Here is a 22460-nt window from a genome sequence, read left to right on the forward strand (position 1 = left end):
GGCCGATGACGCTCGCCCCGCTCACCCTGCCCGCCCGTGAGGACTGGACCGACTGGCTGCGCGCCCGTGTGGAGGAGGAGGTCGGCCTCGCCGAGGCGCTCGTCGCGGTGATCAAGGACGAGACGCCGACCGAGGCGCGCGAGGTGCTGGCCCTGTGGGACCGCGCAGGCGGTCACCTGAGCAACGTCGGTGCGGCCGGGTCCCTGTTCGGCAACGTGCACCCCGACGACGCGGTCCGGCGGCTCGGGGACGAGGCGGAGGCGCGCGCCGAGCGCATCGAGACCGCCTGGTCGCTCGACCGTGAGCTGTACGACGTCTTCGCCGGGCTCAGCGCCGACGGCCTCGACCCGCAGGCGGCCCGGTTGCTCGCGCAGGTGCTGCGCGACTTCCGTCGCGCCGGCGTGGACCGCGACGAGGCGACGCGGGCACGGATCGCGGAGATCCGCGAGCGCCTCACCGAGCTGGACCAGGAGTTCAGCCGCGTCATCCGCTCCGACGTGCGCACCATCCGCGTGGCGCCCGAGCGACTCGCCGGCATGCCCGCGGACTGGCTGGCCGCCCACCCGGCCGACGAGGACGGGCTGGTGACGGTCACGACCGACTACCCCGACGCGGTGCCGACGCGGATGTTCGCCCACGACCGGGACGTGCGCCACGACATGACGGTCGCGTTCCTCCAGCGCGGCTGGCCCGACAGCGAGCCACTGCTGACCGAGATGTTCGCGCTGCGCCACGAGCTCGCGGTCGCGGTCGGCCACGACGACTGGCCGAGCCTGGACGCCGAGGTCAAGATGATCGGCACCGGCGCCGCGATCCCCGAGTTCATCGACCGCATCGCCGACGCGGCCGAGGAGCCGATGCGTCGCGACCTGGGCGTGCTGCTCGAGCGCTACCGCCGCGACCACCCGGACGCGACCGAGGTGGCGCCGTACGACGCGGCGTACTACACCGAGCTGGTGCGCCAGGAGCGCTATGCGGTCGACTCCCAGCGGGTGCGCACCTACTTCGACTTCGCCAAGGTCCGGGCGGGACTGCTGGAGGTGACGGGCCGCCTCTTCGGGCTGCGCTACGTCGCGGTCGACGCGCCGAGCTGGCACGAGGAGGTCGCGACGTACGACGTCCACCGGGTCGCGGAGTCGAGCGACGGGGGCGAGCCCGCCGACACCCTGCTCGGTCGGATCCACCTCGACCTGCACCCGCGGGAGGGGAAGTACAAGCACGCGGCGCAGTTCACGCTGACCGAGGGCGTCCGGGGCCGGTCGCTGCCCGAGGGAGTGCTGGTGTGCAACTTCGCCCGCGGGCTGATGGAGCACGACCACGTGGTGACGCTCTTCCACGAGTTCGGCCACCTGCTGCACCACGTGCTCGCGGGCCACGGCGACTGGGCCGAGTTCGCCGGCGTGGCCACCGAGTGGGACTTCGTCGAGGCGCCGAGCCAGATGCTGGAGGAGTGGGCGTGGCGGGCCGAGGTGCTGCAGACCTTCGCCACCGACGCCGCCGGGGAGCCGATCCCGGCTGACCTCGTCGCCGCGATGCGGGAGGCCGACGACTTCGGCAAGGGCATCGACGCGCGCACCCAGATGTTCTACGCCGCGATGTCCTACTGGTTCCACCGCGACCGGGCCGAGGCGAACCCACCGGCGCTCACCGATCGCATGGTCGAGCTGCAGGGACGGTACGCCGCGCTGCCCTACCTGGAGGGCACGCACATGTTCGCCAGCTTCGGCCACCTCGGCGGCTACAGCTCGGGCTACTACACCTACATGTGGTCGCTGGTCATCGCGAAGGACATGTTCAGCGCCTTCGACGCCGAGGACCTGTTCGCCCCCGGGGTCGCCGCCCGCTACCGCGACAGCGTGCTCGTGCCCGGCGGGGCGAAGGACGCGGCCGACCTGGTCGCGGACTTCCTCGGACGGCCCTACTCCTTCGACGCCTACGCCGCCTGGCTGGCGGACTGACGCCGTCGTCCCCCTTGCCGATGCCGATCCGTCGGCGTACTCTCGCGATATATCGCGAAAGGGTCGCGACATGACGAGGGGAGTGGCGATGCGCTGGGACGACGACGGATGTGAGGGGCGGCGCCGACAGCACCGCGGCGGCCCGCCCTGGGCGATGTGGGGGGAGTGGGACCGCGGGGGTCACCGGCACGCCGGCCCCGGTGGGCCACCGCCGTGGGTGGCCGAGCTGCTGGGCCTGGGGCGACCGGGCGGCAACCGCGGCGCGGGTCGCCGGCGACGAGGCGACGTACGCATGGCGATCCTCGACGTGCTGCGCAGTGCGGACGCGCCCCCCAACGGCTACCAGGTGATCCAGGCGATCACCGCCCGCAGCCAGGGTGCCTGGAAGCCGAGCCCCGGGTCGGTCTACCCGACCATCCAGCAGCTCGAGGACGAGGGGCTGGTGGAGACCGAGGAGGCCAACGGCCGACGCGCGCACCACCTCAGCCGCGCCGGGCGGGACTACTGCGAGGACCACGGGGAGGAGCTCGGCAACGTGTGGGCACCGTTCGAGGACGCCGCCAACCCGTGGACCGGCGAGGAGCGCCAGTCCGACATCAAGGCCGAGATCCCGCAGGTGATGAGTGCGATCTGGCAGATCGCGAGCGGGGGGTCGCCCGCACAGCGCGACGCCGCGCTCGACGTGTTGGTCGATGCGCGGCGTCGGCTCTACGGGATCCTCGCCGACGGGCGGGAGCAGGTCCCCGAGGAGGAGTAGTCCCTGTCCGTCGGCGGCGGGATCAGGCGTTGCGGATCGCGGAGATGTCGAACTCGAGCTTGATCTTCTCCGAGACCAGGACGCCGCCGGTCTCCAGCGCGGCGTTCCAGGTGAGGTCCCAGTCCTTGCGGTTGACGGTGACCTCGCCCTCGAAGCCCACGCGCACGTTGCCGAACGGGTCCTGGGCCGAGCCGGTCTCCTCGAAGGTGATCGTCAGTGGCTTGGTGACGTCCTTGATGGTGAAGTTGCCGGTGACGGTCCAGTCGTTGCCGTCGCGCGCGACGTCGGTGGAGACGAACGTCAGCTCCGGGTAGGTCTCGGCGTCGAAGAAGTCGCCGGAGGCCAGGTGGCCGTCACGGTCGGCGGAGCCGGTGTCGATGCTGGCGGCCTTGATGGTCAGCGCCACCGAGGAGGCCGCGGGGTTCTCGGTGTCGATGGTGGCCGTGCCCTCCCAGTCGGCGAACTGGCCACGGACCTTGGTCACCATGGCGTGCCGCGCCTGGAAGCCCAGGCGGCTGTGGGACGGGTCGAGCGTGTAGGTGCCGGCAATGTCGGTCAGGGCGGTGCTGGTCTCGGTCATGGGGTGTCACCTTCCAGTGCTGGTTGACTTGGCAACTATTGAAAGTGTGACAACCCCGTTCAATGTTCCCGCCCGCCGACGTGATCCGGGTCACAAGTGGCGTGTCGGTGCCAATGACGACGGACCGCGCCCCGAGGGGACGCGGTCCGTGGTGAGTGGCGCGCCTGGTCAGGCTGCGTTGTGCGTGATGGCCACCTGCTCGGCGGTCGTCCACCGAGCCTCCATGTGTGTGCGGCCACGGTGATCGGTCACCGGCACCCAGCGCAGCTGCAAGCGGCCCGGACGCCGCTCGGTCATCGTTGCGTTCTCCATGAGACACCTTCCGTTCACCTTCTGTTCACCAAAGGTATCACAGGCGTACACCGGGCCGCAGACGTCGCGCTCGGGGGAGGCTGCGTGGTCGTCGTGGACGCGTCAGCGCGCGGAGGGCCCGGCCAGGGCGGCGAGCAGTGCCGCGGCGTCCCGCGGGTGGCCGAGCCGCACCACCGGCGGAGCCGCCGGGTCGGCGAGCAGTGACCGGACCTGGTCCCGCTTCTGCGACCAGGTCCGGAAGTGCCAGGCGATGATGGAGTCCCGGGAGAGCGTCTGCCGCAGGGTCTCGACGTTGCCGTTGCACACCGGTTCGCGGGTGAGGACGCGTCGCGCCGTACGCCGCAGCAGCCGGCCGAGCGACACCCGCCGGGGATAGTCCAGCGCCACGACGACATCGGCCCGCGCGATCGCGTCCGGGCGGTGGGCGCCGTACGCCGTGTCGAGCACCCATGCGGGCTCGGCCAGTCGGTCCGCCACCACCCGTGCGGCGACCTCCGGGTTGGTCGGCCGCCAGTCCGGCTGCCACATCAGGTCGTCCATCAGTGTCACCGGCAGGTCGAGCAGCTCTCCGAGGTGCAGCGCGAGGGTGGACTTGCCGCTGCCGGTGCAGCCGATGCCGAGGATCCGGCGCGCGCGACGCAGGTCATCGACGGTTCCCGAGGTCACCTCGCGACCCTAGGGGGTGGCCGGCGTCATGCGGGCGACGATGGCGCCGTTGCCTGCCGCGGATCGTAGGCTTGCCCGGTGAGTGAGCCCGCAATGGACGAGACCGTCACGTTTGCCGACCTCGGTCTCGGCGAGCGGATCCTGCAGTCCCTGGCCGAGGTGGGGTACGAGACCCCGTCGCCGATCCAGGCCGAGACCATCCCGCACCTGCTCGCCGGGCGCGACGTGCTGGGCCTGGCGCAGACCGGCACCGGCAAGACCGCCGCGTTCGCGCTGCCGATCCTGGACCGGCTCGACGTCAGCCGCGCCGACGCCCCGCAGGCGCTCGTGCTCGCCCCGACCCGCGAGCTCGCGCTGCAGGTGAGTGAGGCGTTCGAGCGGTACGCCGCGCACCTGCCCGGCGTACGCCTCCTGCCGGTCTACGGCGGCCAGGGGTACGGCGTCCAGCTGTCTGCGCTGCGCCGCGGCGTGCACGTCGTGGTGGGCACCCCGGGGCGGGTCATGGACCACCTCGACAAGGGGACGCTCGACCTCACCCAGCTGGAGTACCTCGTGCTCGACGAGGCCGACGAGATGCTCAACATGGGCTTCGCCGAGGACGTCGAGACGATCCTGGCCGACACCCCGGCCACCAAGCAGGTGGCGCTGTTCTCGGCGACGATGCCCAAGCAGATCCGCAAGCTCTCGGCGACCTACCTCAACGACCCGGTCGAGGTCGCCATCGAGCGCAAGACCCGCACGGCCGACAACATCGCCCAGCGCTACCTGATCGTGCGCTACCAGCAGAAGGTCGACGCGCTGACCCGGATCCTCGAGGTCGAGAACTTCGACGGGATGATCGTCTTCGTCCGCACCAAGCACGAGACCGAGACGCTCGCCGAGAAGCTGCGGGCCCGCGGCTACTCGGCGTCGGCCATCAACGGCGACGTGCCGCAGAACGTCCGCGAGCGCACCGTCGGGCAGCTGAAGGACTCCCAGCTCGACATCCTCGTCGCGACCGACGTCGCCGCCCGCGGCCTGGACGTGGAGCGCATCAGTCACGTCGTGAACTACGACATCCCCACCGACACCGAGTCCTACGTCCACCGCATCGGCCGCACCGGCCGCGCCGGGCGCAGCGGCGACGCGATCTCCTTCGTCACTCCGCGCGAGCGTTACCTGCTCAAGCACATCGAGCGCGCCACCAAGCAGCCGCTGACCGAGATGAAGCAGCCCAGTGCCGACGAGGTCAACGAGACCCGGCTCGCCCGCTTCGACGACAAGATCACCGAGGCCCTGGAGTCGCCGCAGGTCGGCTTCTTCCGCGACGTGGTCAACCACTACATCCGCGAGCACGACGTGCCCGAGGTCGACGTCGCGGCCGCGCTCGCGATCGTGCTGCACGGCGACTCGCCGCTGCTGCTCGAGGACGAGCCGGAGCCGCCGCCGCGTGCGCGCGACGACCGTGGCCCCGGCGGCCAGGGTGGTCGCGGCAAGGGCGGTCCGCGCGGCAAGCGCGGCAACGGCCAGCCGATGGCGACCTACAAGATCGCGGTCGGCAAGAACCAGCGCGTCGAGCCCCGCCAGATCGTCGGCGCCATCGCCAACGAGGGTGGCCTGGGCCGCGACGACTTCGGCGCCATCACGATCCGCCCCGACCACTCCCTGGTCGAGCTCCCCACCCACATCCCCAAGGAGGGCTGGGAGAAGCTGAAGCAGACCAAGATCGGCGGCAAGCGGATCAACCTCAAGCGCGACCACGGCCCGCCGAAGGGCCGCAAGCCGCGCGACTGAACCCCGCGGGCGGCGTACGTCCGCGGTGTCAGGCGGCTTCCCGGTGCTCGGCCCGTGCGGCAGCCTGCGCGAGCGACGACAACGGCAGCAGGAACCAGTGACGCTGCACGCACGTGATCTTGGCGTGCTCGACGGGGCCGGCGGTGCTGGGCGCGACGGCGCGCCATTCGACGTCGGCCGGCAGGGCGCACTCCGGGCAGTCGGTGGTCTCCATGCCGGTCTCCTCGTCTCGGTTCGACAGTGCAAATTAGGTTAGCCTCACCTAGTCGAGGTGGCTACGTGAGTCGCCTCACCCCCGTGGGTGGGCGGGGCCGATAGGGCAGGGTGGGGCGCATGCACTTCGTCGGACTCGACCTCGCGTGGGGCGAGCGCAAGCCCACCGGCATCGCCGTCCTCGACGACGAGGGCCACCTGGTCCACCTGTCTGCGGCGCAGGACGACGACGAGATCGTCGCCGCGGTGGCGCCGTACGTCGAGGACGAGTGTGTCGTGGCGATCGACGCCCCGCTGGTGGTCACCAACGCCACCGGCAACCGGCCGGCCGAGGCGGCGCTCAACCGCGACTTCGCACGCTTCGACGCCGGCGCCCACCCGGTCAACACCGGCAAGCCGGAGTTCCGCGACCAGCCGCGCGGGGCGCGGGTGGCCGCACGTCTCGGCCTGGACATGAACCCGCGATCGGGTCGTGCCCGACGCGCGATCGAGGTCTACCCGCACGCGGCGACCATCGCGCTGTTCCGGTTGGGCAGGACGCTGAAGTACAAGCACAAGCCGGGCCGGGACCTGGAGTACCTCCGCGGCGAGCTGCTGGTGCTGCTCGGTCGCCTGGAGGGCCTCGCCACCGCCGACCCGCCGCTGCACCTCGAGGCCGACGACACCGCTGGTTGGCGGGCACTGCGCACCGCGGTCGAGGAGGCGACGACCAAGAGCGAGCTGCGCCGGGTCGAGGACCAGGTCGACGCGGTGGTGTGCGCCCACGTCGCCCGCTACGCGACGCGGCGCCCCGAGCAGACGACGACGTACGGCGACCTCGAGACCGGCTACATCGTCACCCCGACGCTGCCCGACGACCTCGAGCCGACCCCGCGCGGGAGGCGCGAGCCGGCGACGCACGACGCGGCCGCCGCCGTGCGGGAGTACGCCGAGCAGCAGCCGGCGCTGCGCGAGGTCGCCGACGGGTTCGTCGACCTGGTGACCGCGATCCTGGATGACGCCGGCATCAACTACCTCAGCGTCGGCGGCCGCGCGAAGGGCGTCGCGTCCTTCGCCGCGAAGGCCGCCCGCACCGACGGTGGCCGCCCGGTCTACCTCGACCCCTTGCGCGAGATCACCGACCAGATCGGCATCCGCGTCATCACCTACGTCCACAGCGACGTTCAGGCCGTCGTGGAGCTCCTCGACGACCAGGTCGTGGTCCTCGACGACCGGGACATGGGCCGCGAGACAGCCAACGAGGGCCGGTTCGGCTACGCCAGTCGCCACCTGCTCATCAGTCTCGACCCCGCGCGGGAGGGGCAGCCGGCGTACGAGGCGCTGCGGGGGCGGCAGGCGCAGGTGCAGATCCGCACGGTGCTGCAGCACGCGTGGGCGGAGTTCGAGCACGACATCCGCTACAAGGGCACGATTCCCGACGAGCACGTCCCCGACTTCGACCGCCGCTTCACCCTCGCGGCGGGCCTGCTGGAGCTGGCCGACCGTGAGTTCTCCACCATTCGCGACCGGCTGCGGGAGCCGATGGCCGAGCCGGAGGAGTCCGGTGACGGGGACCCGCGGATCAGCCCCCGCGAGCTCGCCGCCTATCTCGCTGGGCAGTACGCCGCCGCCGGCTGGTCGCGCACCGACCACTACGCGTGGATCGCCGACCTCGTCCTCGAGCTCGGCATCACCTCACTGACCGAGCTCGGTGACGCGTTGGCGTCGGTGGATGAGGACCTGCTCGCCCAGCGCATGGACTACCGCTACCCGCCGGGCGCCGTACGCCGTCTGGACGACGCGTTGCTGTGGGAGTACGGCGACACCTACGTCGACCTGCGCGGCAACGCCCACCGCTCCGGGGCGCTCCGCGCCCGACTGGCCCGGATGCGCGGCGACTGACTCAGGTTTTCGCTCGCCCCCATCTGCGCAAGCCTCGCCGTCGACCGGGACGACGATCCGTTGGCCCCGATTGCAGCAAAGCGCCCCCTTGTGTCGGGGCGGACGCTTACGCTTCGCAACGTTCGGCAACGTTGCCTCTGGGGGAGATCATGATCCGTCGCACCACCGCAATGCTCTTGGCCATCGGTCTGATGGTCCCGATCCTGACGCTGATCGGGAATGGCAATGCGGCCGCTGCGTCGAACGTCGCCGCCTCCGCGCCGGCGGGACAGGACTTCGACGTGTGGTTGCGCGCGGGCGGCAAGGTGCATGTGAAGTCGGGGTCGTGCCGTGACCTGACGTTCCAGGTGCGCCACAACGGAGGAGTGCTGGATTCCTTCGATGCCGAGGTCGAGGTGTGGCGAGGATCCAAGTACCTCGGCCAGACGTTCGACTACCAGTACGACTCGAGTGGGCCGCTTCGCGCCTCCTACTACTGGTGCCCGTACGAGGGGCTGGGCAAGCTGCGTCTGGGGCCGACCGATGTTGAGTGGACCGATGACGACTGGGCCTCGCAAGGCCAGTTCTGGGACAGCTCGCGGGCGGTGATCACCGTCAAGCAGCACCAGACGTGTCGCGTCGACTGGTCACGCAAGGCGCGTGGCCGGGTCAAGGTGAACGCCAAGCTGCGTTTCTATGCCGTGAATGCCTATCGCTGGGCGAACGCCCCCAAGGGGACTGTGGTGAAACTGCAGCGAAAGGCTCCTCGCGGGTGGAAGCTGATCGATCGGGCCCGCGTCGGCAAGAAGGGGAAGGTCCATCTCGACGGCCGCGCGATCCGGAAGAAGACTCGATACCGAGTCGTTCAGTCCGGGACCAACCGCACGTGGTCGTGTGAGAGGGAGTTCCGCAAGTAGCCGGCCACCCGCGCCCACTGCGGCTCAGTCGCCCCGCATGACCGGCGGCATTCCGGTGCCCATCAGGTCGTCCACCGGCCGCCGGGCGGTGCGCTCGAGTGCGCCGTCGCGCGTGGCGTTGACCCGCAGCCCCTCCTGGCAGCTCGGGCAGGGGACCCCGCCGCCCGGCGCCATGCTGGGCCGCCCGTTGCGCAGCCACATCCGGACCTGGTCGCCGCCGGGGGCCTCGTTGTGGTGCACCTCGTAGGCCACGGACCACTGGTGGCCGCAGTGGCCACAGCCGAAGTTCCACGTCTCGTCGGTGACGTCGATCTCGTGCACACCCACCTCCTCGTATTCGTTGCAGCCACCAAAGACTGCATCATGCAAAGACTGTGCTGTGGAAGAATCTACGCCATGCCCACAAGGACGTCGACCGCCAACGCCGCGGCCCGCGACGACCTCGTCGAGGCCGTCGTCGGCGCGAGCCGGGTCCTGGTGGCGATCGCCGCGCGGTCGCTGGCCGACCGTTCCGACGACGTCACGCTCCCGCAGTACCGCCTGCTCGTGGTGCTCACCGCCGAGGGGCCGCACCGCGTCGGCGACCTCGCCGCCGCGCTGGACGTCAACCCCTCCACCGCCACCCGGCTGTGCGACCGCCTCGAGGGCAAGGGCTTGGTCGAGCGACAGCGCATCCCCACCGACCGCCGCGCCGTGCAGCTGGTCGCCACCGACGCCGGTCACCGCCTCGTGGACCAGGTGATGGCCGATCGTCGCGTCGAGATCGGCCGGATCCTGGCCACGATGTCGCCGGAGCAGCACCGTCAGGTCGCCGACGGGCTGCGACTGTTCTCCGAGTCCGCCGGTGAGGTGCCGGACCGCCACTGGACGGTGGGCTGGCGGCGCTGAGCCGCGTCGCTCAGGCGGTGACGACCTCGGACTCCGCGGGCATCGTGGGTCCGTCGGGGCCACGGAAGGCGATCGGGAGGCCACGTGCCCGCTCCCAGGCCGTGGTGTCCGTCGCCTGGACGTGGACGTGTGGCTGGGTGCTGTTGCCCGAGTTGCCACAGGTGCCGAGGAGGTCCCCCTCCCGCACCTCGTCACCGACCCCGACCCTCACCGACCCGCGACGTAGGTGGGCGAGGAGGACGTAGGGACCGTGCGGGCCGCCGGAGACGACCACATGATTGCCCGCAACGGCGGGCGCGCCGCCGCGAGCGCGCCGCGCCTGGCCGAGCATGTAGGGCAGCAGCGTCAGCTGGGATCGGCGTGCCTCGTGGTCGACCTCACCATCGTGGGCCACGACCACCCGGCCCGCGCACGGGGCCAGGATGTCGGCGCCGAAACCGACGAAGCCCTCGGGCTCCTCGGTGGCCAGTGCCGCGCGCCAACTCCACGGTGCCGAGCGGCCGCGGCCGTCGACGGGGATGAAGTCGACGGCGTACGTCGTGCCCATCAGGTGCGAACCGTGGCTCGGCACGCGGCGGGCGGGACTGTTGCGGGCGCGCCAGTGGCCGGAGAACGGGTACGCGAGCACCACCGGGTCCACCGGCGCATGGGTGTCGGGGGCCATCGCGGCCAGTCTCGCACCGTCCACCGACGGCGCCGTCCGTCTCACCGGTCCGACCGAACGGGCCCGAAGACCGCCCGGACCCGCCACACTGTGCTGGTGGACCAGGCCCCCTCCCGCGCTGCGACCGTCGCCACCGTGCTGGCGGTCGTCGTCGTCGCGACCGGAGCCGCCGCACTCCTGGCGTGGGGACCCGACCCCGAGCGGGTGCAGCCCTCGGCTTCGACGACCACCGCCCGGTCGGCCACGACGACGCCCTCCGCCGCGCCGAGCGCCAGCGCGACACCCACCGCGAGCGCGGAGCCCAGCGTCGGCACCGAGCAGGAGCGCTCGGCCACGGTGATCAAGAAGATCAAGGCCGCGCGGGCCTCGATCCCCGACCGGGTCATCCTGCGCCAGCTGCGCAACACCGCCGAGCGCATCGCCCAGCAGGAGCCGATGGCGAGCGCGGCCCCGGCGCCCGCCGACATCGAGCCCGACTCCAACCGGGCGCTGGGCTACCAGCTCATGCTCGACTTCGGCTTCGCCGCCGACCAGTGGCCCGCCCTGGACGCGCTGTGGACCCGCGAGTCCGGCTGGAACCACCTCGCCGAGAACCCCAGCTCCGGCGCCTACGGCATCCCGCAGTCCCTGCCCGCCAACAAGATGGCCGTCGTCGGCAAGGACTACCGCACCAACCCGCAGACGCAGATCCAGTGGGGCCTGGCCTACATCGCTGCCCGGTACGGCGTCCCCGACCGCGCCTGGGCGCACTCCGAGCGGGTCGGCTGGTACTGACCGCGCTCGGTCACCCCATCAGCGAGTCCTGGTGGGCGCCCGCGGCGGCGAGCTGGCCGCTGGCCGCGGCCGCCAGCACCGAGAACATCGGCTGCGGCAGGCCGGGCGGCTGCGCCATGTCCCCCGCGGCGTACACCCCCGGCACCGAGGTGCGGCCCATCGGGTCGACGGTGACGGCCCCGACCTCGGAGCGCTCGAGTCCCAGCTGCTCCGCGTGCGGGGCCGCCAGCCGCCAGTCCGGCTTGACCAGCATCCCGCCCAGCGCGACCTCGCTGCCGTCCTCGAGGGTGACGGTCAGGCCGTGCGCGGCGCGCGCCACCGACGCCACCGGTGCCGTCACCACCTCGCGCCCGTCCCGCTCGAGCGCCGCCCCGGTGTCCGCGTCCGGCTGCGCGCCGTCGGTCAGCACGACCACGCGCGAGGCGATCGGGTCGAAGAGTCGCGCCATGACCGGCACGTGCGGTGCGGCGCCGAGGATCCCGACCGGGGTGTCGGCGTACTCGAAGCCGTGGCAGTAGGGACAGTGCGCCACCTCCGCGCCGAAGAGGTCGGCGAGCCCGGCGATGTCGGGTAGCTCGTCCCTCACGCCGGTCGCGAGGACCACCCGCCGGGCCGTCACCTGTCCGTCCTCGGTCGCGAGCGCGAAGTCACCGACGCTGCCGGCCAGCTTCGTCACCGCTGCCTCGCGCAAATCCACGGTGGCGTAGCGCGCCAGGTCCGCCCGGGCGGCGTCACGCCACGCGGACGGGTGCTCGCCGTCGTGCCCGAGCACGTTGTGCATCTCCTCGGTGGGGTCGTTGCGGTAGCGCCCCGTGCCGAACACGACCACCCGTTGCCGCATCCGTCCAAGCGTCAGCGCTGCCTGGAGGCCCGCGGACCCCGCCCCGACCACCGCGACGTCGTACGCCGGGTGCCCCGAGTGCTCCGTCTGCTCACCCATCACTGCTCTCCTCGTTCCCGTGCTTGCGTGGAGCAGCAGCATCTGACTTCATGTTGACATGAAGTCAACCCAGGAGACCCGGTGGCGCATCGGCGAGCTCGCCGAGCGCTTCGACCTGCCGACCCACGTGCTGCGTCACTGGGAGGAGGAGGGCCTCCTGCGTCCCGAACGGGACGCCGCCGACCGGCGGCTCTACCGCGAGTCCGACGCCTACCGCGTCGCGGTCATCCTGGCCAACAAGTCCGCCGGCATGAGCCTGGAGCAGGTGCGCGCCTTGCTCGACGCCACCGCGACCGACCGGCGCGCGATCCTCGAGCAGCACCTGGCCGACCTCGAGGACCGCATCGTCGCCATCCGGCGTTCCCAGCACATGACCGAGCATGCGCTGGAGTGCCGTGCGCACGACATCGCCGCGTGCCCGAACTTCGCCAGCAACGTCGCCGACATCGTCGCCGGCACCCGCACCTGGCGCGAGCACGCCCGCGCCCACGAGGACCACGACCCTCGCGCCGAGCGGTGATCCGTGGTTGAGTGACCCGCGTCACATCGCCATTCTCGGAGGTCTCGGATGTCCCTGCTCCCACGCGTCCGGACGGTCGCCATCGCCCCCATGGCCTTGGCACTGCTCGGTCTCGTCGCCGTCCTGCTCCCGCTCGGCTTCGCCGCCCCCGCCCATGCGGCGGCACCGTCCTACGTCGCGCTGGGTGACTCCTACGCATCCGGACTCGGCACCCGCAGCTACACCAACAGCAACTGCCGGCGCTCCGACCTCGCCTACCCCCGGCTGGTCGCGGACCAGCGCGGCTACTCCCTCGACTTCCGTGCCTGCTCCGGCGCCACGGTCCCGAATGTCCGCAACAACCAGCTGGGCGGACTCGGTGCCGGGACCGACTTCGTGAGTGTCCAGGTCGGCGGCAACGACGCCGGCTTCGCCGACGTGATCACCGAGTGCGCGACCCCGTGGTGGGCCGGCAACTGCAACGCCGCGATCGACGGCGCCCAGGCCTTCATCCGCAACCAGCTGCCCGGTCGGCTGAGCAACCTGTACGGCGACATCCGCTCCCGCGCCGCGAGCGCCGAGGTCGTCGTCGTGGGCTACCCGCGGCTGTTCATGGGCGAGGACTGCAACGCCGGCACCTGGTTCTCCCCGGCCGAGCAGGACCGCCTCAACGCCACCGCCGACCTGCTCAACGACCGCATCCGCGCGCAGGCGGCTGCCGCCGGCTTCGGATTCGTCGACCCCACCGGCCGCTTCGTCGGCCACGCGGTGTGCGACAACACCGAGTGGGTCAACGGGCTGGCCTACCCGATCGACGAGAGCTACCACCCCAACCGCGCCGGCCACCGTGACGGCTACCGCCCCCTGGTCGCCGCGCAGCTCTGAGCCCGCGTGCTCAGGGCCGAGGTCGGCGCCCCCTGATAGAACCGGGTCATGCGACGACTCTCGGTCCCGGCCGTCCTCCTCTCCCTGCTGCTCGCGGCCTGCTCCTCCGGCAGCGGTGAGGAGGACGACAGCGCGGCCGAGGAAGGCGTCCGCGCGTCCGCCGAGCAGGTCGCGGCAGCCCTCGTCGAGGGCGAGCCGGGCGAGCTGACCTGGGCGAAGGAGCAGTCCGAGGCCGTCGCGACGGCGTACGCCGACACCGTGGCGGGGCTGGGAGGCCTTGAGGCCGACGTCGTGGTCGACGGTGTCGACGTCACCGAGACCGACGCGACGGCCACGCTGGGGTGGTCGTGGCCGATCGGCCGTGACGGCGAGACGTGGGAGTACGAGTCGCGGGTGTTCTTCGCCGCCGCCGAGGACGGGGACGAGGCCGCGGCGTCCGGCTGGCGTCCGGTGTGGTCCCGCGCGATCGTCGAGCCCGGCCTCGGTGAGCAGGGTGAGCTGCTGGTCCGCAGCGACGACGTCGCCCGGGGTGACATCACCGGCGCGCGCGGCGAGGTGCTGGTGACCCAGCGGCCGGTGCTGCGTTTCGGCATCGACAAGTCCCGCGTGAAGCCGAAGGCGGCCGTGCGCGACGCCCGGGCGCTCGCGCGACTCGTCGACGTCGCCGCTCCGCCGTTCGTGCAGCGCGTGCGCAAGGCCGGTGACCGCGCCTTCGTCGAGGCGATCACCTACCGCAAGCCCGAGGCGCCGGACGCCGCCGTCTCCGGGGTGGAGGACATCAAGAGCGCCCGCGCCATCGAGAGCACGATGGCGCTCGCCCCCACCAAGGAGTTCGCCGCCCCGCTGCTCGGTCGCGTCGGCCCGGTGACGGCCGAGATGGTCGAGGAGGCCCCCGAGACCTACCAGGCCGGTGACATCGCCGGCGTCTCCGGACTGCAGGCGCGCTACGACGACCGGCTGCGCGGCAACCCCGGCACCCGGGTGATCGCCTTCGACCCCGGCGGGGACGAGCGGGAGCTGTACGCCGTCGAGGCCAGCGGCGGGGAGGACCTCGCGCTGACGCTGGACCGTCGCCTGCAGCGCACCGCCGAGGACCTGCTCGGCTCACTCGGTCCCGCCGCCTCGCTGGTCGCCGTCCGCCCCAGCGACGGCGCGATCCTCGCCGCCGCCAACGGCCCCGGCACCGGCGGCCAGAACCACGCGACCTTCGGCCAGTTCGCGCCCGGCTCCACCTTCAAGGTCGTCAGCGCCCTGGCCCTGCTGCGCAACGGCCTCCGCCCCGACGGGCGGGTCGACTGCCCGGCCACCACCACTGTGGACGGCAAGCAGTTCGAGAACTACGACGACTTCCCGGCCGGCAGCGAGGGGACGTTGAGCTTCGCCGAGGCGTTCTCGCTGTCGTGCAACACCGCCTTCATCGACGAGCGCGACCGTCTCGGCGATGCCGCGCTGGGAGAGGCCGCCGCGAGCCTCGGCGTCGGGGAGGACATGGACGCCGGCTTCCCGGCGTACTTCGGGCAGGTGCCGCCGCCGGCCTCGGAGACCGAACGTGCCGCCGACCTCATCGGGCAGGGCAAGGTGCTGGCCTCCCCGATGGCCATGGCGACCGCCGTCGCGTCGGTGCAGCAGGGGTCAACGGTCGTGCCGCGGCTGGTGGAGGGCGTCGACATCGACGCCCCCGATGTCCCAGGGTTGACCGGCCAGGAGGCCGGAGTGTTGCAGGACCTGATGCGCCGCACCGCCAGCGACGGCACCGCCAGCATCCTCGCCGACCTCCCCGGCCCCGCCGCGCTCGGCAAGACCGGCACCGCCGAGTTCGACGGCGAGGACGGCCTGCAGACCCACGCGTGGATGGTCGGCGCCCAGGGCGACCTCGCTGTCGCCGTCTTCGTCGAGGTCGGCGCCTCCGGCTCCGGCACCGCCGGCCCGGTCCTGGAGCAGTTCCTCCGCCGCGCTGGTTGAGCCGTCACCGGTGGTCGAGCCGACCCCGGTGGTCGAGCCTGTCGAGACCGAGGCGCCCCCCGGTGGTCGAGCCCGTCGAGACCGAGCCGATCCCGGTGGTCGAGCCTGTCGAGACCTGGCCCCCGGTGGTCGAGCCTGTCGAGACCCCGGACGCGCGGGCATCATCGGCTGCGGTGGTCTCGACACGCCGGTTCCGGCCTCGCGAGCTCGGCCGGCCGGCTGCTCGACCTCCTCGGCCAGCCGTGCCCCACTCGCAGGCTCGTGGGGCACGGGCCTCGGAAAAAGGAGCGAGCCCCTGGACGCCGCATGGGGTCGGCATCGACAGGGGCTCTCGCCGTTTTCCGGGTGCTCCCTCCCGTCGAACGACTGCAACCAGTGTAGGACGCGGCATCAAGGCTGCGGAAGGGAATGGGTGAATCTCCCCGATTCCGGGGTCGAGCGCCTTCCGGGGCGGTTGGGCGGGCTGACAGTCTGGGCACCGTGAGCGATTTCGACCTGATCCCCGAAGACCGCCGCCAGCTCCTGATCGGGGGCGAGTGGCGCCCCGCAGCGAGTGGTGACCGGTTCGACGTACTCGACCCCGTGGACGACTCGGTGCTGGCCGACGTCGCCGACGCCGCGGTCCCGGACGCGATCGCGGCGCTCGACGCCGCGAGCGCCGCGCAGGCCGACTGGGCGGCGACCCCACCGCGCGAACGCGGCGAGATCCTGCGCCGTGCCTTCGAGATCCTCACCGACCGCGCCGACGACATCGCCCGGGTGCTGAGCCTGGAGATGGGCAAGGCACTGTCCGAGGCACGCGGCGAGATCGCCTACGGCTCGGAGTTCTTCCGCTGGTTCGCCGAGGAGGCGGTGCGGATCCACGGCCGGTGGATGACCGCCCCGGCCGGCGGCACCCGACTGCTCACCGTCCGCAAGCCCGTCGGGCCCTGCCTGTTCGTCACGCCGTGGAACTTCCCGCTCGCCATGGGCACCCGCAAGATCGGCCCGGCGATCGCGGCCGGCTGCACGATGATCGTCAAGCCCGCCGGCCAGACGCCGCTGACGATGCTGCTGCTCGCCGACGTCCTCGCCGAGGCCGGCCTGCCCGACGGTGTCCTCAACGTCATCACCAGCACCGACTCCAGCGGCGTGACCGCTGCCCTGCAGGCCGACGAGCGGCTGCGCAAGATCAGCTTCACCGGCTCCACCGGCGTCGGTCGGATCCTGGTCAAGCAGTCGGCGGACAACCTGCAGCGGGTGAGCATGGAGCTCGGCGGCAACGCCCCGTTCCTGGTCTTCGACGACGCCGACGTCGACGCGGCCGTCGAGGGCGCGATGCTGGCCAAGATGCGCAACATCGGCGAGGCCTGTACGGCGGCCAACCGGTTCCTGGTCCACGAGTCGGTGGCGGAGGAGTTCGGCGCCAAGCTCACCGAGCGCATGGCTGCGCTGCGGCTCGGCCGCGGCCAGGACGACGGGGTCGACGTCGGTCCGCTCATCGACGCCGATGCCGTCGAGACGGTGACCGAGCTGGTCGACGACGCCGTGGCCGCGGGCGCACGGGTGCTGACCGGTGGCTCGGCCGTGGACGGGCCCGGGCACTTCTTCACCCCGACCGTGCTGGCCGACGTCCCGCCGACGGCCAAGCTGGCCACGACCGAGGTCTTCGGGCCGGTCGCGCCCATCACGACTTTCGCGTCCGAGGACGAGGCGATCGCGATGGCCAACGACACCGAGTACGGCCTCTCGGCCTACGCCTACACCCGCGACCTGGCCCGCACGATCCGGTTGGCGGAGCGGATCGAGGCCGGCATGCTCGGCCTCAACACGGGGCTGGTCTCCAACCCGGCCGCGCCGTTCGGCGGCATCAAGGCCAGCGGGTTCGGTCGCGAGGGCGGCTTCGAGGGCATCGAGGAGTACCTCGACACCACCTACGTCGCGATGCCCGCCGACTGAGCCCGGATCGGGCCGAACCGGTCCGGCGCCCGTCCCCCCAGGTCGGGCGCCGGCTCAGTCCTCCGGGAACTCGACGACGTCCAGGCCGAGCGGCACCTGCTCGGTGTGCTCCTCCCCGGCGCCGTCGGTCTCGACGGTCCACGGACCCTCGAGTCCGTCGGTGAGATTCCACGCCCGGTCCGAGATGCGACCGGTGTGGGTGAAGCCGTCGAAGGTGTAGGGGATCGAGTCCGCCGCCAGCGCCGAGTCGGCCGTCATGACGTGCAGGTGGAGGTGCGGCGCGCTGGTGTTGCCGGAGTTGCCGAGTCGGCCGATCTCGTCGCCGGCGGAGACCGAGTCGCCCTCCTCGAGGGTGATCGAGCCCTCCTTGAGGTGGGCGTAGAACGCGTAGACCCCCTCGGCCAGCTCGAGGATGACGTGGTTGCCGTCGACGGTCTCCAGGGTGATGTCGGAGGGGTCGGGCAGCGTGCCCGGCGCTTGGTCGGGCAGCTCGTCGAGCACCTGCACGACCTCGGCGTCGGCGACCGCGAGCACGGGCTCGTCGTAGGAGTTCCAGCTCTCCACCTGGCCGGAGTCGCCGGTGGCGAGCATCCCGTCCTCGTCCAGCCGCATCCAGTCGATGGCGAAGCGCTGGGCGTCGTACAGCCGTCCGCCGATCGACTGGACCGCGCCACGGTGCACCCCGGCGGTGGTGTCGAGGCCGTTGACCGCCAGCCATCCGTCGCCGCGCAGCGGCGGGCCCATCACGACCTGGGAGCGTTCGCGCAGTGGGAACCCCGCGGTCACGTAGTCGACGGCACTCGGGTCCGTCGCCGCCGGGTTCGCCGCACCCTCGCCGACGATCCGGTGGGCGACGGCGTCCGGCGCGTCGTCGAGGTCGTCGAAGGTGAGCTCGACGAACACCATCGCGGTCTCGTCCGGGGCCAGCGAGGTGGTGGCACGTGGTCCGCCGCTGAGCCGGTGGAAGAGCCCGACGAGGTCCTCGCCCTCGAAGCTGGCGACGACGGCGTCGGTGTCGTCGGCGTCGACCACGTCGAGCCGGTCGATCCGGGCGGGGGCGGGCTTGGCGTTGGTGAGCACGAGCTCGTACAGCACCCGCCAGGAGCCGTCGCGTCCCTGCACGGGCGCGGTCTCCACGCCGACGGTGGTGACGAGCACCGGGGTGAAGACCTCGGGTACGTCGACGTCCTCGACACCGCTGGACACGGCGGCGACCGGCGACTCGACCGCACTGCAGCCGGAGGCGACGAGGGACAGCAGGAGGGCCGGCGCGGCGAGGCCGGCGAGGGTGGTGCGCTTCATCGTGGACTCCTCGTCACTTGGGGTAGATCTTGCGGCCCTGGGGGAACCGGTGGACCTGGCAGGGTTGGGGGATCTCGTAGAACCGGAATTCGAGCCGGAACCCGACGACCGTCTGGCAGCTGACGTGCGACCAGCCCTGCTTGCCCCCGGCGACCTCGTCGCGGGTGAAGCCGAGTCCGCAGTCCTTGGTCCACAGCGTCCAGCAGGTGTCCTTCGGCGTGGTCGTGAAGTGGGCGAGGAGGTCGTCGTTGGACTTCAACGGGATCCCGAACGTCGGGAAGGCGAAGGCCTTGTTCGACTGCAGGGCCAGGTAGAGCACCTGGTCGTAGCGCTTGGTGACGCGGTTGCCCGGCACCGAGGTCTTCCAGCCGGTGGGCTTCTTGGCGAGCTGGTCGTTCTGGCACCGGTCGTAGGCCTTGAAGTCCGGGTCGGTGTGGAAGTCCAGCTTGGTCGTGCAGGCCCAGAAGGTGGCGATGCCGGGCAGCAGGGTCTGGTAGGCGTTGACCCAGTCCTGGCGCCGCTGCTCGGCCCGGAGCCTGTCGATGAGGGCGCCGTCCTTCTCGAACAGGCCCTGCTCGCGCAGACCACCGAGGCTCATCATGGCCGAGTAGTCGGAGACCACCATCCCGCGCGCGGCGTTGTTCCTCGACAGGGCGGCCTCGCGCTCCTCGGCGAGCTTCAGCAGGATCTCACTGGTCTTGGCGCGGATCGGCTGGTCGTCGAACTCGGCCTCGAGCAGGGTGGCGACGCTGGCGGCCCCGGAGAACGCGCCGTCGATGCCGACGTCGGTCGCGATGGCGATCGGCTTGACCAGCACGGCGAGCCCCTCCATCACGGCCTTGAAGATCTCCGCTCCCTGGTTGGCTGCGGTCACGGACTTCTCGCCCTCCAGCTGCAGGGTGGCGCCCAGGTACTGGTGGATCTCCTGCGCACGTTCGGTGCTGAGCCCGAGGTAGGTGTAGATCTCGGTGAAGTAGCGCGAGGCCTCGAAGGCGGCCCGCAGTTCCTGGTCCACCTGTTGCCACACCCGGCGCCACGCCTCCTCCGAGACGCCGTCGGGCCGGTGCGTGGGGTCCTGGTACTTCGCGAGGTTGTTGTCCACGTGGGTGATGTCGGCCGGGGACTCGCGGTAGATGCTGCGGATCCCCTTGCCGACGCGGTTCACCAGCCGGTTCATCTCCGTGTACGCCGCCGCGTCCTCGCCGCTGAACTCGGGCTGCTCGGACGACGCCACCGAGCGCCACCCGCGGCCGGGGTACCAGGCGCCGGTCACGAGGCCGGCGGCCTCCTTGCGCACTGCCCGGATGCGCTTCCCGGTGACCCAGGCGTGCTCGAGCGCTGCCGCGATCGCCGGGTCACCCCGGCGCGGGGCGGCCACCTCGAAGCTGGGCAGGTCGGCGCGGATGCAGCGGTTGCAGTTCGCCTGCAGTCGGACCACGTGGCCGAGCAGGTAGATCGCGTCCTTGCCGGTGTCGGGGTGCGGGTAGGTCACCAGTGTCGCGGCCTGGCCGTGGCCCCGGACCGAACCCATCGCCGCGTCCAGGTCGGCGGAGGCGAGTGCGAACGTGTCGTTCCGTGAGCTGGTGTTGCGCGCCTCGGAGGTCCCGCGGGCCGGGTTCCACACGGTGAGGGTGCCGGTGGTCCGGCGCAGCAGCTGGTCGACGCCGTCGCCGGAGATGTCGAGCGAGGCGTGCACCGCGTCACCGGAGGAGCCCGGACCGAAGCCGGAGTCGGCCCGGTCGGGTACGCCGTCGCGCGTGGACTCGACGTACCGGTAGTAGCGAGGGGTCACCACGACGGTCTCGGTCCAGCCCCGTTGGCGGTAGTCGCCGCGGTAGATCGCGGTGACCTGCTCCTTGATGCCCTCGACCGACACCGTCTGCCACAAACCGCTGGCGGCGTCGCCCTCCCAGTAGGCCATCGTGAGCTGGTCACCGGAGGTGGGCGCCCAGAGTGCGTCGCGTCCCTTGCCGAGGGTGTCGGGCAGGGGGTGGACAGCGGCCGTGCCGCGGTTGTCGCCGAGCTTCGGCGACTCCGGCATGGCGTGCCAGGTGACGCTGAGGCTGCGCCCAATCGTGGCCCGGTAGGGGCGGAGCCGGTAGTCGCCGCCCTCGTCGACGGCGACCAGCAGCTCGTCGCGTCCGTCGCCGTCCAGGTCGGCGAACTGCAACGCGGCGGCCGCCTGCGCGTCCCACGGCAGGCCCGTGGTCGGCGGCCCGTTGACCAGCGGGACGAAGGTGTTGCAACCGACGCCGTTGATCTGGCACCACTGGCCCTCGACGGTCGGCGAGAAGCTCCAGACCTCGAACTTGTCGGAGCGGCGGGCGATGACCTCCGGGTGCCCGTCGCCGTCGATGTCGCCCCAGCGCACCGAGGCCAGGGCGGTGTCGCTCCACCGGTTCAGGTCGTGCCACCGCGGAGCTTGGTAGAACTGGCAGCCCGCCGTGGCGAGGTCGCACCCGGGCTTGCCCGGGCTCACGTTGGTGGTGTCGTCGACCGGCGGGTTGTCCTCCTTGCCCAGGCTCGCAGCCGGGCCATGACCCTGGCCCGGCTGCGGCCGGTCGCCGCTCGTGCTGTCCGGCTCGGTGTCGCCCTCGACCGATCCCCCCTGTCGGTCGGGCGACCCCGTCTCGGTGGGCAGCGGCGTCTCCCCCCCGCCAGTGGCGGTCTCGGTGGGGGTGCTCGGCGACGGCTGCTCCGTCGCGTCCTCCGACGTGGTTGGCGTCGCCGGTGTCGCCGGTGTCGCCGTCGACTCATCAGTCGGTTCGGCGCTGGCCAGTGCGGGCGAGGCCAGCACGGCCAGGGCGAGCACGGCCACGATGCCGCGTCGCGCGGACGTGGCACGGCGCTGACGGCGCACGAGCGCGCGACGTTCTGTTGTCATCGAAGGTCCCCTGTTCGATGTCGAAGTGAACAGCAGTGTTCACTTCGATCGATGGGCTGTCAAGCGATTCGGTTCAATAGGCTCGCTCCTCGGACAGCAGTGACCACGCCAGGTCGACGAATCGGTTCGCCTCCATCGCCTCGACCAGGTGCAGGTGGGTGGCCACGCCGACGAGGACCTCGACCGCACGGTCGACGTCGCGATCTGCGGGCAGCTCACCGGTGGCGATGCCGCGCTCCACGATGGCGCGCACGTGCTCGCGCCAGCGCTGCTGCCGCGCGTGGAGTGACCGCCGGGCGTCCTCGTCGTACCCGGCCGCGGCCACGAGCTCGGCCAGCAGCTGGCGCAGCTGGCGTCGCCGTGCGGGTTCCTCCACGCGGGCGAAGACGGCGTCGAAGGCCTGACGGGCGGTCCAGTCGTCGGGGATCTCCGGGGCGATCGTGCTGAGCAGGTTGAAGCCGTCGATGATGAGCGCGTGGCGGTCGGGCCAGCGGCGGTAGAGCGTCACGCGGGACACTCCGGCGGCCTTCGCCACGTCGTCGATGGAGACGTTGATGAGGCCGTGCTCGCCGACCTGCTCGACGAACGCCGTGAGGACCCGGTCGCGGACCGTCGGGTCCGGCGTCGAGCCGCCGCGCTTGCGGGGTGGTGGCGTCATGGCGAGGGATTCAATCACCCCTCAGGTCAC

At 71.8% G+C, this 22460-nt stretch carries 20 protein-coding genes; 11 read left to right on the plus strand and 9 right to left on the minus strand.

The features are described from left to right. Nucleotides 1-5 precede the first annotated feature (5 nt). Complete coding sequence (locus KUV85_RS13900) at nucleotides 6-1958, plus strand: M3 family metallopeptidase (protein ID WP_219960487.1); 1953 nt, start codon at nucleotides 6-8, stop codon at nucleotides 1956-1958. A gap of 70 nt (nucleotides 1959-2028) precedes the next feature. Continuing rightward, complete coding sequence (locus tag KUV85_RS13905; RefSeq protein WP_219960488.1) at nucleotides 2029-2715, plus strand: PadR family transcriptional regulator; 687 nt, start codon at nucleotides 2029-2031, stop codon at nucleotides 2713-2715. A 22-nt stretch (nucleotides 2716-2737) separates the two neighbouring features. On the opposite strand, the gene KUV85_RS13910 is transcribed toward KUV85_RS13905, so the two are convergent. Beyond that, nucleotides 2738-3295 (minus strand): YceI family protein, encoded by a 558-nt coding sequence (locus tag KUV85_RS13910; protein ID WP_219960489.1) that lies wholly within the window; start codon nucleotides 3293-3295, stop codon nucleotides 2738-2740. A 414-nt stretch (nucleotides 3296-3709) separates the two neighbouring features. Further along, nucleotides 3710-4273 (minus strand): hypothetical protein, encoded by a 564-nt coding sequence (locus KUV85_RS13915; RefSeq protein WP_219960490.1) that lies wholly within the window; start codon nucleotides 4271-4273, stop codon nucleotides 3710-3712. A 78-nt stretch (nucleotides 4274-4351) separates the two neighbouring features. On the opposite strand from KUV85_RS13915, the gene KUV85_RS13920 reads away from it, so the two are divergent. After that, on the plus strand, nucleotides 4352-6046 hold the full coding sequence (locus tag KUV85_RS13920) for a DEAD/DEAH box helicase (protein WP_237690147.1): 1695 nt from the start codon (nucleotides 4352-4354) through the stop codon (nucleotides 6044-6046). A gap of 28 nt (nucleotides 6047-6074) precedes the next feature. On the opposite strand, the gene KUV85_RS13925 is transcribed toward KUV85_RS13920, so the two are convergent. Further along, complete coding sequence (locus tag KUV85_RS13925; RefSeq protein WP_219960491.1) at nucleotides 6075-6260, minus strand: hypothetical protein; 186 nt, start codon at nucleotides 6258-6260, stop codon at nucleotides 6075-6077. Nucleotides 6261-6379: 119 nt separating this feature from the next. Between KUV85_RS13925 and KUV85_RS13930 the strand changes: the two genes are divergently transcribed. Next, nucleotides 6380-8140 carry a DUF429 domain-containing protein gene (locus KUV85_RS13930; protein WP_219960492.1) on the plus strand — a complete coding sequence of 587 codons (1761 nt, stop codon included), beginning with the start codon at nucleotides 6380-6382 and terminating at the stop codon, nucleotides 8138-8140. A 149-nt stretch (nucleotides 8141-8289) separates the two neighbouring features. Then, complete coding sequence (locus KUV85_RS13935; RefSeq protein ID WP_219960493.1) at nucleotides 8290-9036, plus strand: hypothetical protein; 747 nt, start codon at nucleotides 8290-8292, stop codon at nucleotides 9034-9036. Between the two features lie 24 nt (nucleotides 9037-9060). Here KUV85_RS13935 and KUV85_RS13940 read toward each other — a convergent pair whose 3' ends face one another. After that, the gene (locus tag KUV85_RS13940; RefSeq protein ID WP_219960494.1) at nucleotides 9061-9357 is read right to left on the minus strand and encodes a hypothetical protein; all 297 of its coding nucleotides are present in this window, start codon (nucleotides 9355-9357) and stop codon (nucleotides 9061-9063) included. A 75-nt stretch (nucleotides 9358-9432) separates the two neighbouring features. Here KUV85_RS13940 and KUV85_RS13945 point away from each other — a divergent pair, with 75 nt between their 5' ends. Then, complete coding sequence (locus KUV85_RS13945) at nucleotides 9433-9924, plus strand: MarR family winged helix-turn-helix transcriptional regulator (RefSeq protein WP_219960495.1); 492 nt, start codon at nucleotides 9433-9435, stop codon at nucleotides 9922-9924. A gap of 10 nt (nucleotides 9925-9934) precedes the next feature. On the opposite strand, the gene KUV85_RS13950 is transcribed toward KUV85_RS13945, so the two are convergent. Beyond that, complete coding sequence (locus KUV85_RS13950) at nucleotides 9935-10588, minus strand: M23 family metallopeptidase (protein ID WP_219960496.1); 654 nt, start codon at nucleotides 10586-10588, stop codon at nucleotides 9935-9937. Nucleotides 10589-10684: 96 nt separating this feature from the next. On the opposite strand from KUV85_RS13950, the gene KUV85_RS13955 reads away from it, so the two are divergent. Beyond that, on the plus strand, nucleotides 10685-11362 hold the full coding sequence (locus tag KUV85_RS13955; RefSeq protein WP_219960497.1) for a transglycosylase SLT domain-containing protein: 678 nt from the start codon (nucleotides 10685-10687) through the stop codon (nucleotides 11360-11362). A gap of 10 nt (nucleotides 11363-11372) precedes the next feature. On the opposite strand, the gene KUV85_RS13960 is transcribed toward KUV85_RS13955, so the two are convergent. Beyond that, nucleotides 11373-12302, minus strand: coding sequence for an NAD(P)/FAD-dependent oxidoreductase (locus KUV85_RS13960; RefSeq protein ID WP_219960498.1), 930 nt, complete (start codon nucleotides 12300-12302; stop codon nucleotides 11373-11375). 58 nt (nucleotides 12303-12360) lie between these two features. Between KUV85_RS13960 and KUV85_RS13965 the strand changes: the two genes are divergently transcribed. From KUV85_RS13965 to KUV85_RS13980, 4 genes are all read left to right on the plus strand, one after another. Beyond that, complete coding sequence (locus KUV85_RS13965) at nucleotides 12361-12822, plus strand: MerR family transcriptional regulator (protein ID WP_219960499.1); 462 nt, start codon at nucleotides 12361-12363, stop codon at nucleotides 12820-12822. Between the two features lie 48 nt (nucleotides 12823-12870). Continuing rightward, on the plus strand, nucleotides 12871-13686 hold the full coding sequence (locus KUV85_RS13970) for an SGNH/GDSL hydrolase family protein (protein ID WP_219960500.1): 816 nt from the start codon (nucleotides 12871-12873) through the stop codon (nucleotides 13684-13686). A gap of 48 nt (nucleotides 13687-13734) precedes the next feature. Continuing rightward, complete coding sequence (locus tag KUV85_RS13975; RefSeq protein ID WP_219960501.1) at nucleotides 13735-15648, plus strand: penicillin-binding transpeptidase domain-containing protein; 1914 nt, start codon at nucleotides 13735-13737, stop codon at nucleotides 15646-15648. A gap of 480 nt (nucleotides 15649-16128) precedes the next feature. Beyond that, nucleotides 16129-17586 (plus strand): NAD-dependent succinate-semialdehyde dehydrogenase, encoded by a 1458-nt coding sequence (locus KUV85_RS13980; RefSeq protein WP_219960502.1) that lies wholly within the window; start codon nucleotides 16129-16131, stop codon nucleotides 17584-17586. A 54-nt stretch (nucleotides 17587-17640) separates the two neighbouring features. Here the strand turns inward: KUV85_RS13980 and KUV85_RS13985 are convergent, their stop codons facing one another. The 3 genes from KUV85_RS13985 to KUV85_RS13995 form a co-directional block, all read right to left on the minus strand. Continuing rightward, the gene (locus KUV85_RS13985; RefSeq protein WP_219960503.1) at nucleotides 17641-18888 is read right to left on the minus strand and encodes a M23 family metallopeptidase; all 1248 of its coding nucleotides are present in this window, start codon (nucleotides 18886-18888) and stop codon (nucleotides 17641-17643) included. A gap of 13 nt (nucleotides 18889-18901) precedes the next feature. Next, nucleotides 18902-21772, minus strand: coding sequence for a hypothetical protein (locus tag KUV85_RS13990; protein ID WP_219960504.1), 2871 nt, complete (start codon nucleotides 21770-21772; stop codon nucleotides 18902-18904). A gap of 73 nt (nucleotides 21773-21845) precedes the next feature. Then, nucleotides 21846-22430: a TetR/AcrR family transcriptional regulator gene (locus KUV85_RS13995; RefSeq protein WP_219960505.1), complete on the minus strand. Its 585-nt coding sequence runs from the start codon at nucleotides 22428-22430 to the stop codon at nucleotides 21846-21848. Between the last annotated feature and the right edge of the window lie 30 nt (nucleotides 22431-22460).

Source organism: Nocardioides panacisoli, assembly GCF_019448235.1.
Lineage (GTDB): Bacteria > Actinomycetota > Actinomycetes > Propionibacteriales > Nocardioidaceae > Nocardioides > Nocardioides panacisoli_A.

Coding starts and splice junctions, on each gene's coding strand:
- KUV85_RS13945 (WP_219960495.1), top strand. CDS start 9,433: ATGCCCACAAGGACGTCGACCGCCAACGCCGCGGCCCGCGACGACCTC.
- KUV85_RS13910 (WP_219960489.1), bottom strand. CDS start 3,295: ATGACCGAGACCAGCACCGCCCTGACCGACATTGCCGGCACCTACACG.
- KUV85_RS13990 (WP_219960504.1), bottom strand. CDS start 21,772: ATGACAACAGAACGTCGCGCGCTCGTGCGCCGTCAGCGCCGTGCCACG.
- KUV85_RS13905 (WP_219960488.1), top strand. CDS start 2,029: ATGACGAGGGGAGTGGCGATGCGCTGGGACGACGACGGATGTGAGGGG.
- KUV85_RS13925 (WP_219960491.1), bottom strand. CDS start 6,260: ATGGAGACCACCGACTGCCCGGAGTGCGCCCTGCCGGCCGACGTCGAA.
- KUV85_RS13900 (WP_219960487.1), top strand. CDS start 6: ATGACGCTCGCCCCGCTCACCCTGCCCGCCCGTGAGGACTGGACCGAC.
- KUV85_RS13985 (WP_219960503.1), bottom strand. CDS start 18,888: ATGAAGCGCACCACCCTCGCCGGCCTCGCCGCGCCGGCCCTCCTGCTG.
- KUV85_RS13995 (WP_219960505.1), bottom strand. CDS start 22,430: ATGACGCCACCACCCCGCAAGCGCGGCGGCTCGACGCCGGACCCGACG.
- KUV85_RS13970 (WP_219960500.1), top strand. CDS start 12,871: ATGTCCCTGCTCCCACGCGTCCGGACGGTCGCCATCGCCCCCATGGCC.
- KUV85_RS13975 (WP_219960501.1), top strand. CDS start 13,735: ATGCGACGACTCTCGGTCCCGGCCGTCCTCCTCTCCCTGCTGCTCGCG.
- KUV85_RS13935 (WP_219960493.1), top strand. CDS start 8,290: ATGATCCGTCGCACCACCGCAATGCTCTTGGCCATCGGTCTGATGGTC.
- KUV85_RS13930 (WP_219960492.1), top strand. CDS start 6,380: ATGCACTTCGTCGGACTCGACCTCGCGTGGGGCGAGCGCAAGCCCACC.
- KUV85_RS13965 (WP_219960499.1), top strand. CDS start 12,361: ATGAAGTCAACCCAGGAGACCCGGTGGCGCATCGGCGAGCTCGCCGAG.
- KUV85_RS13960 (WP_219960498.1), bottom strand. CDS start 12,302: ATGGGTGAGCAGACGGAGCACTCGGGGCACCCGGCGTACGACGTCGCG.
- KUV85_RS13950 (WP_219960496.1), bottom strand. CDS start 10,588: ATGGCCCCCGACACCCATGCGCCGGTGGACCCGGTGGTGCTCGCGTAC.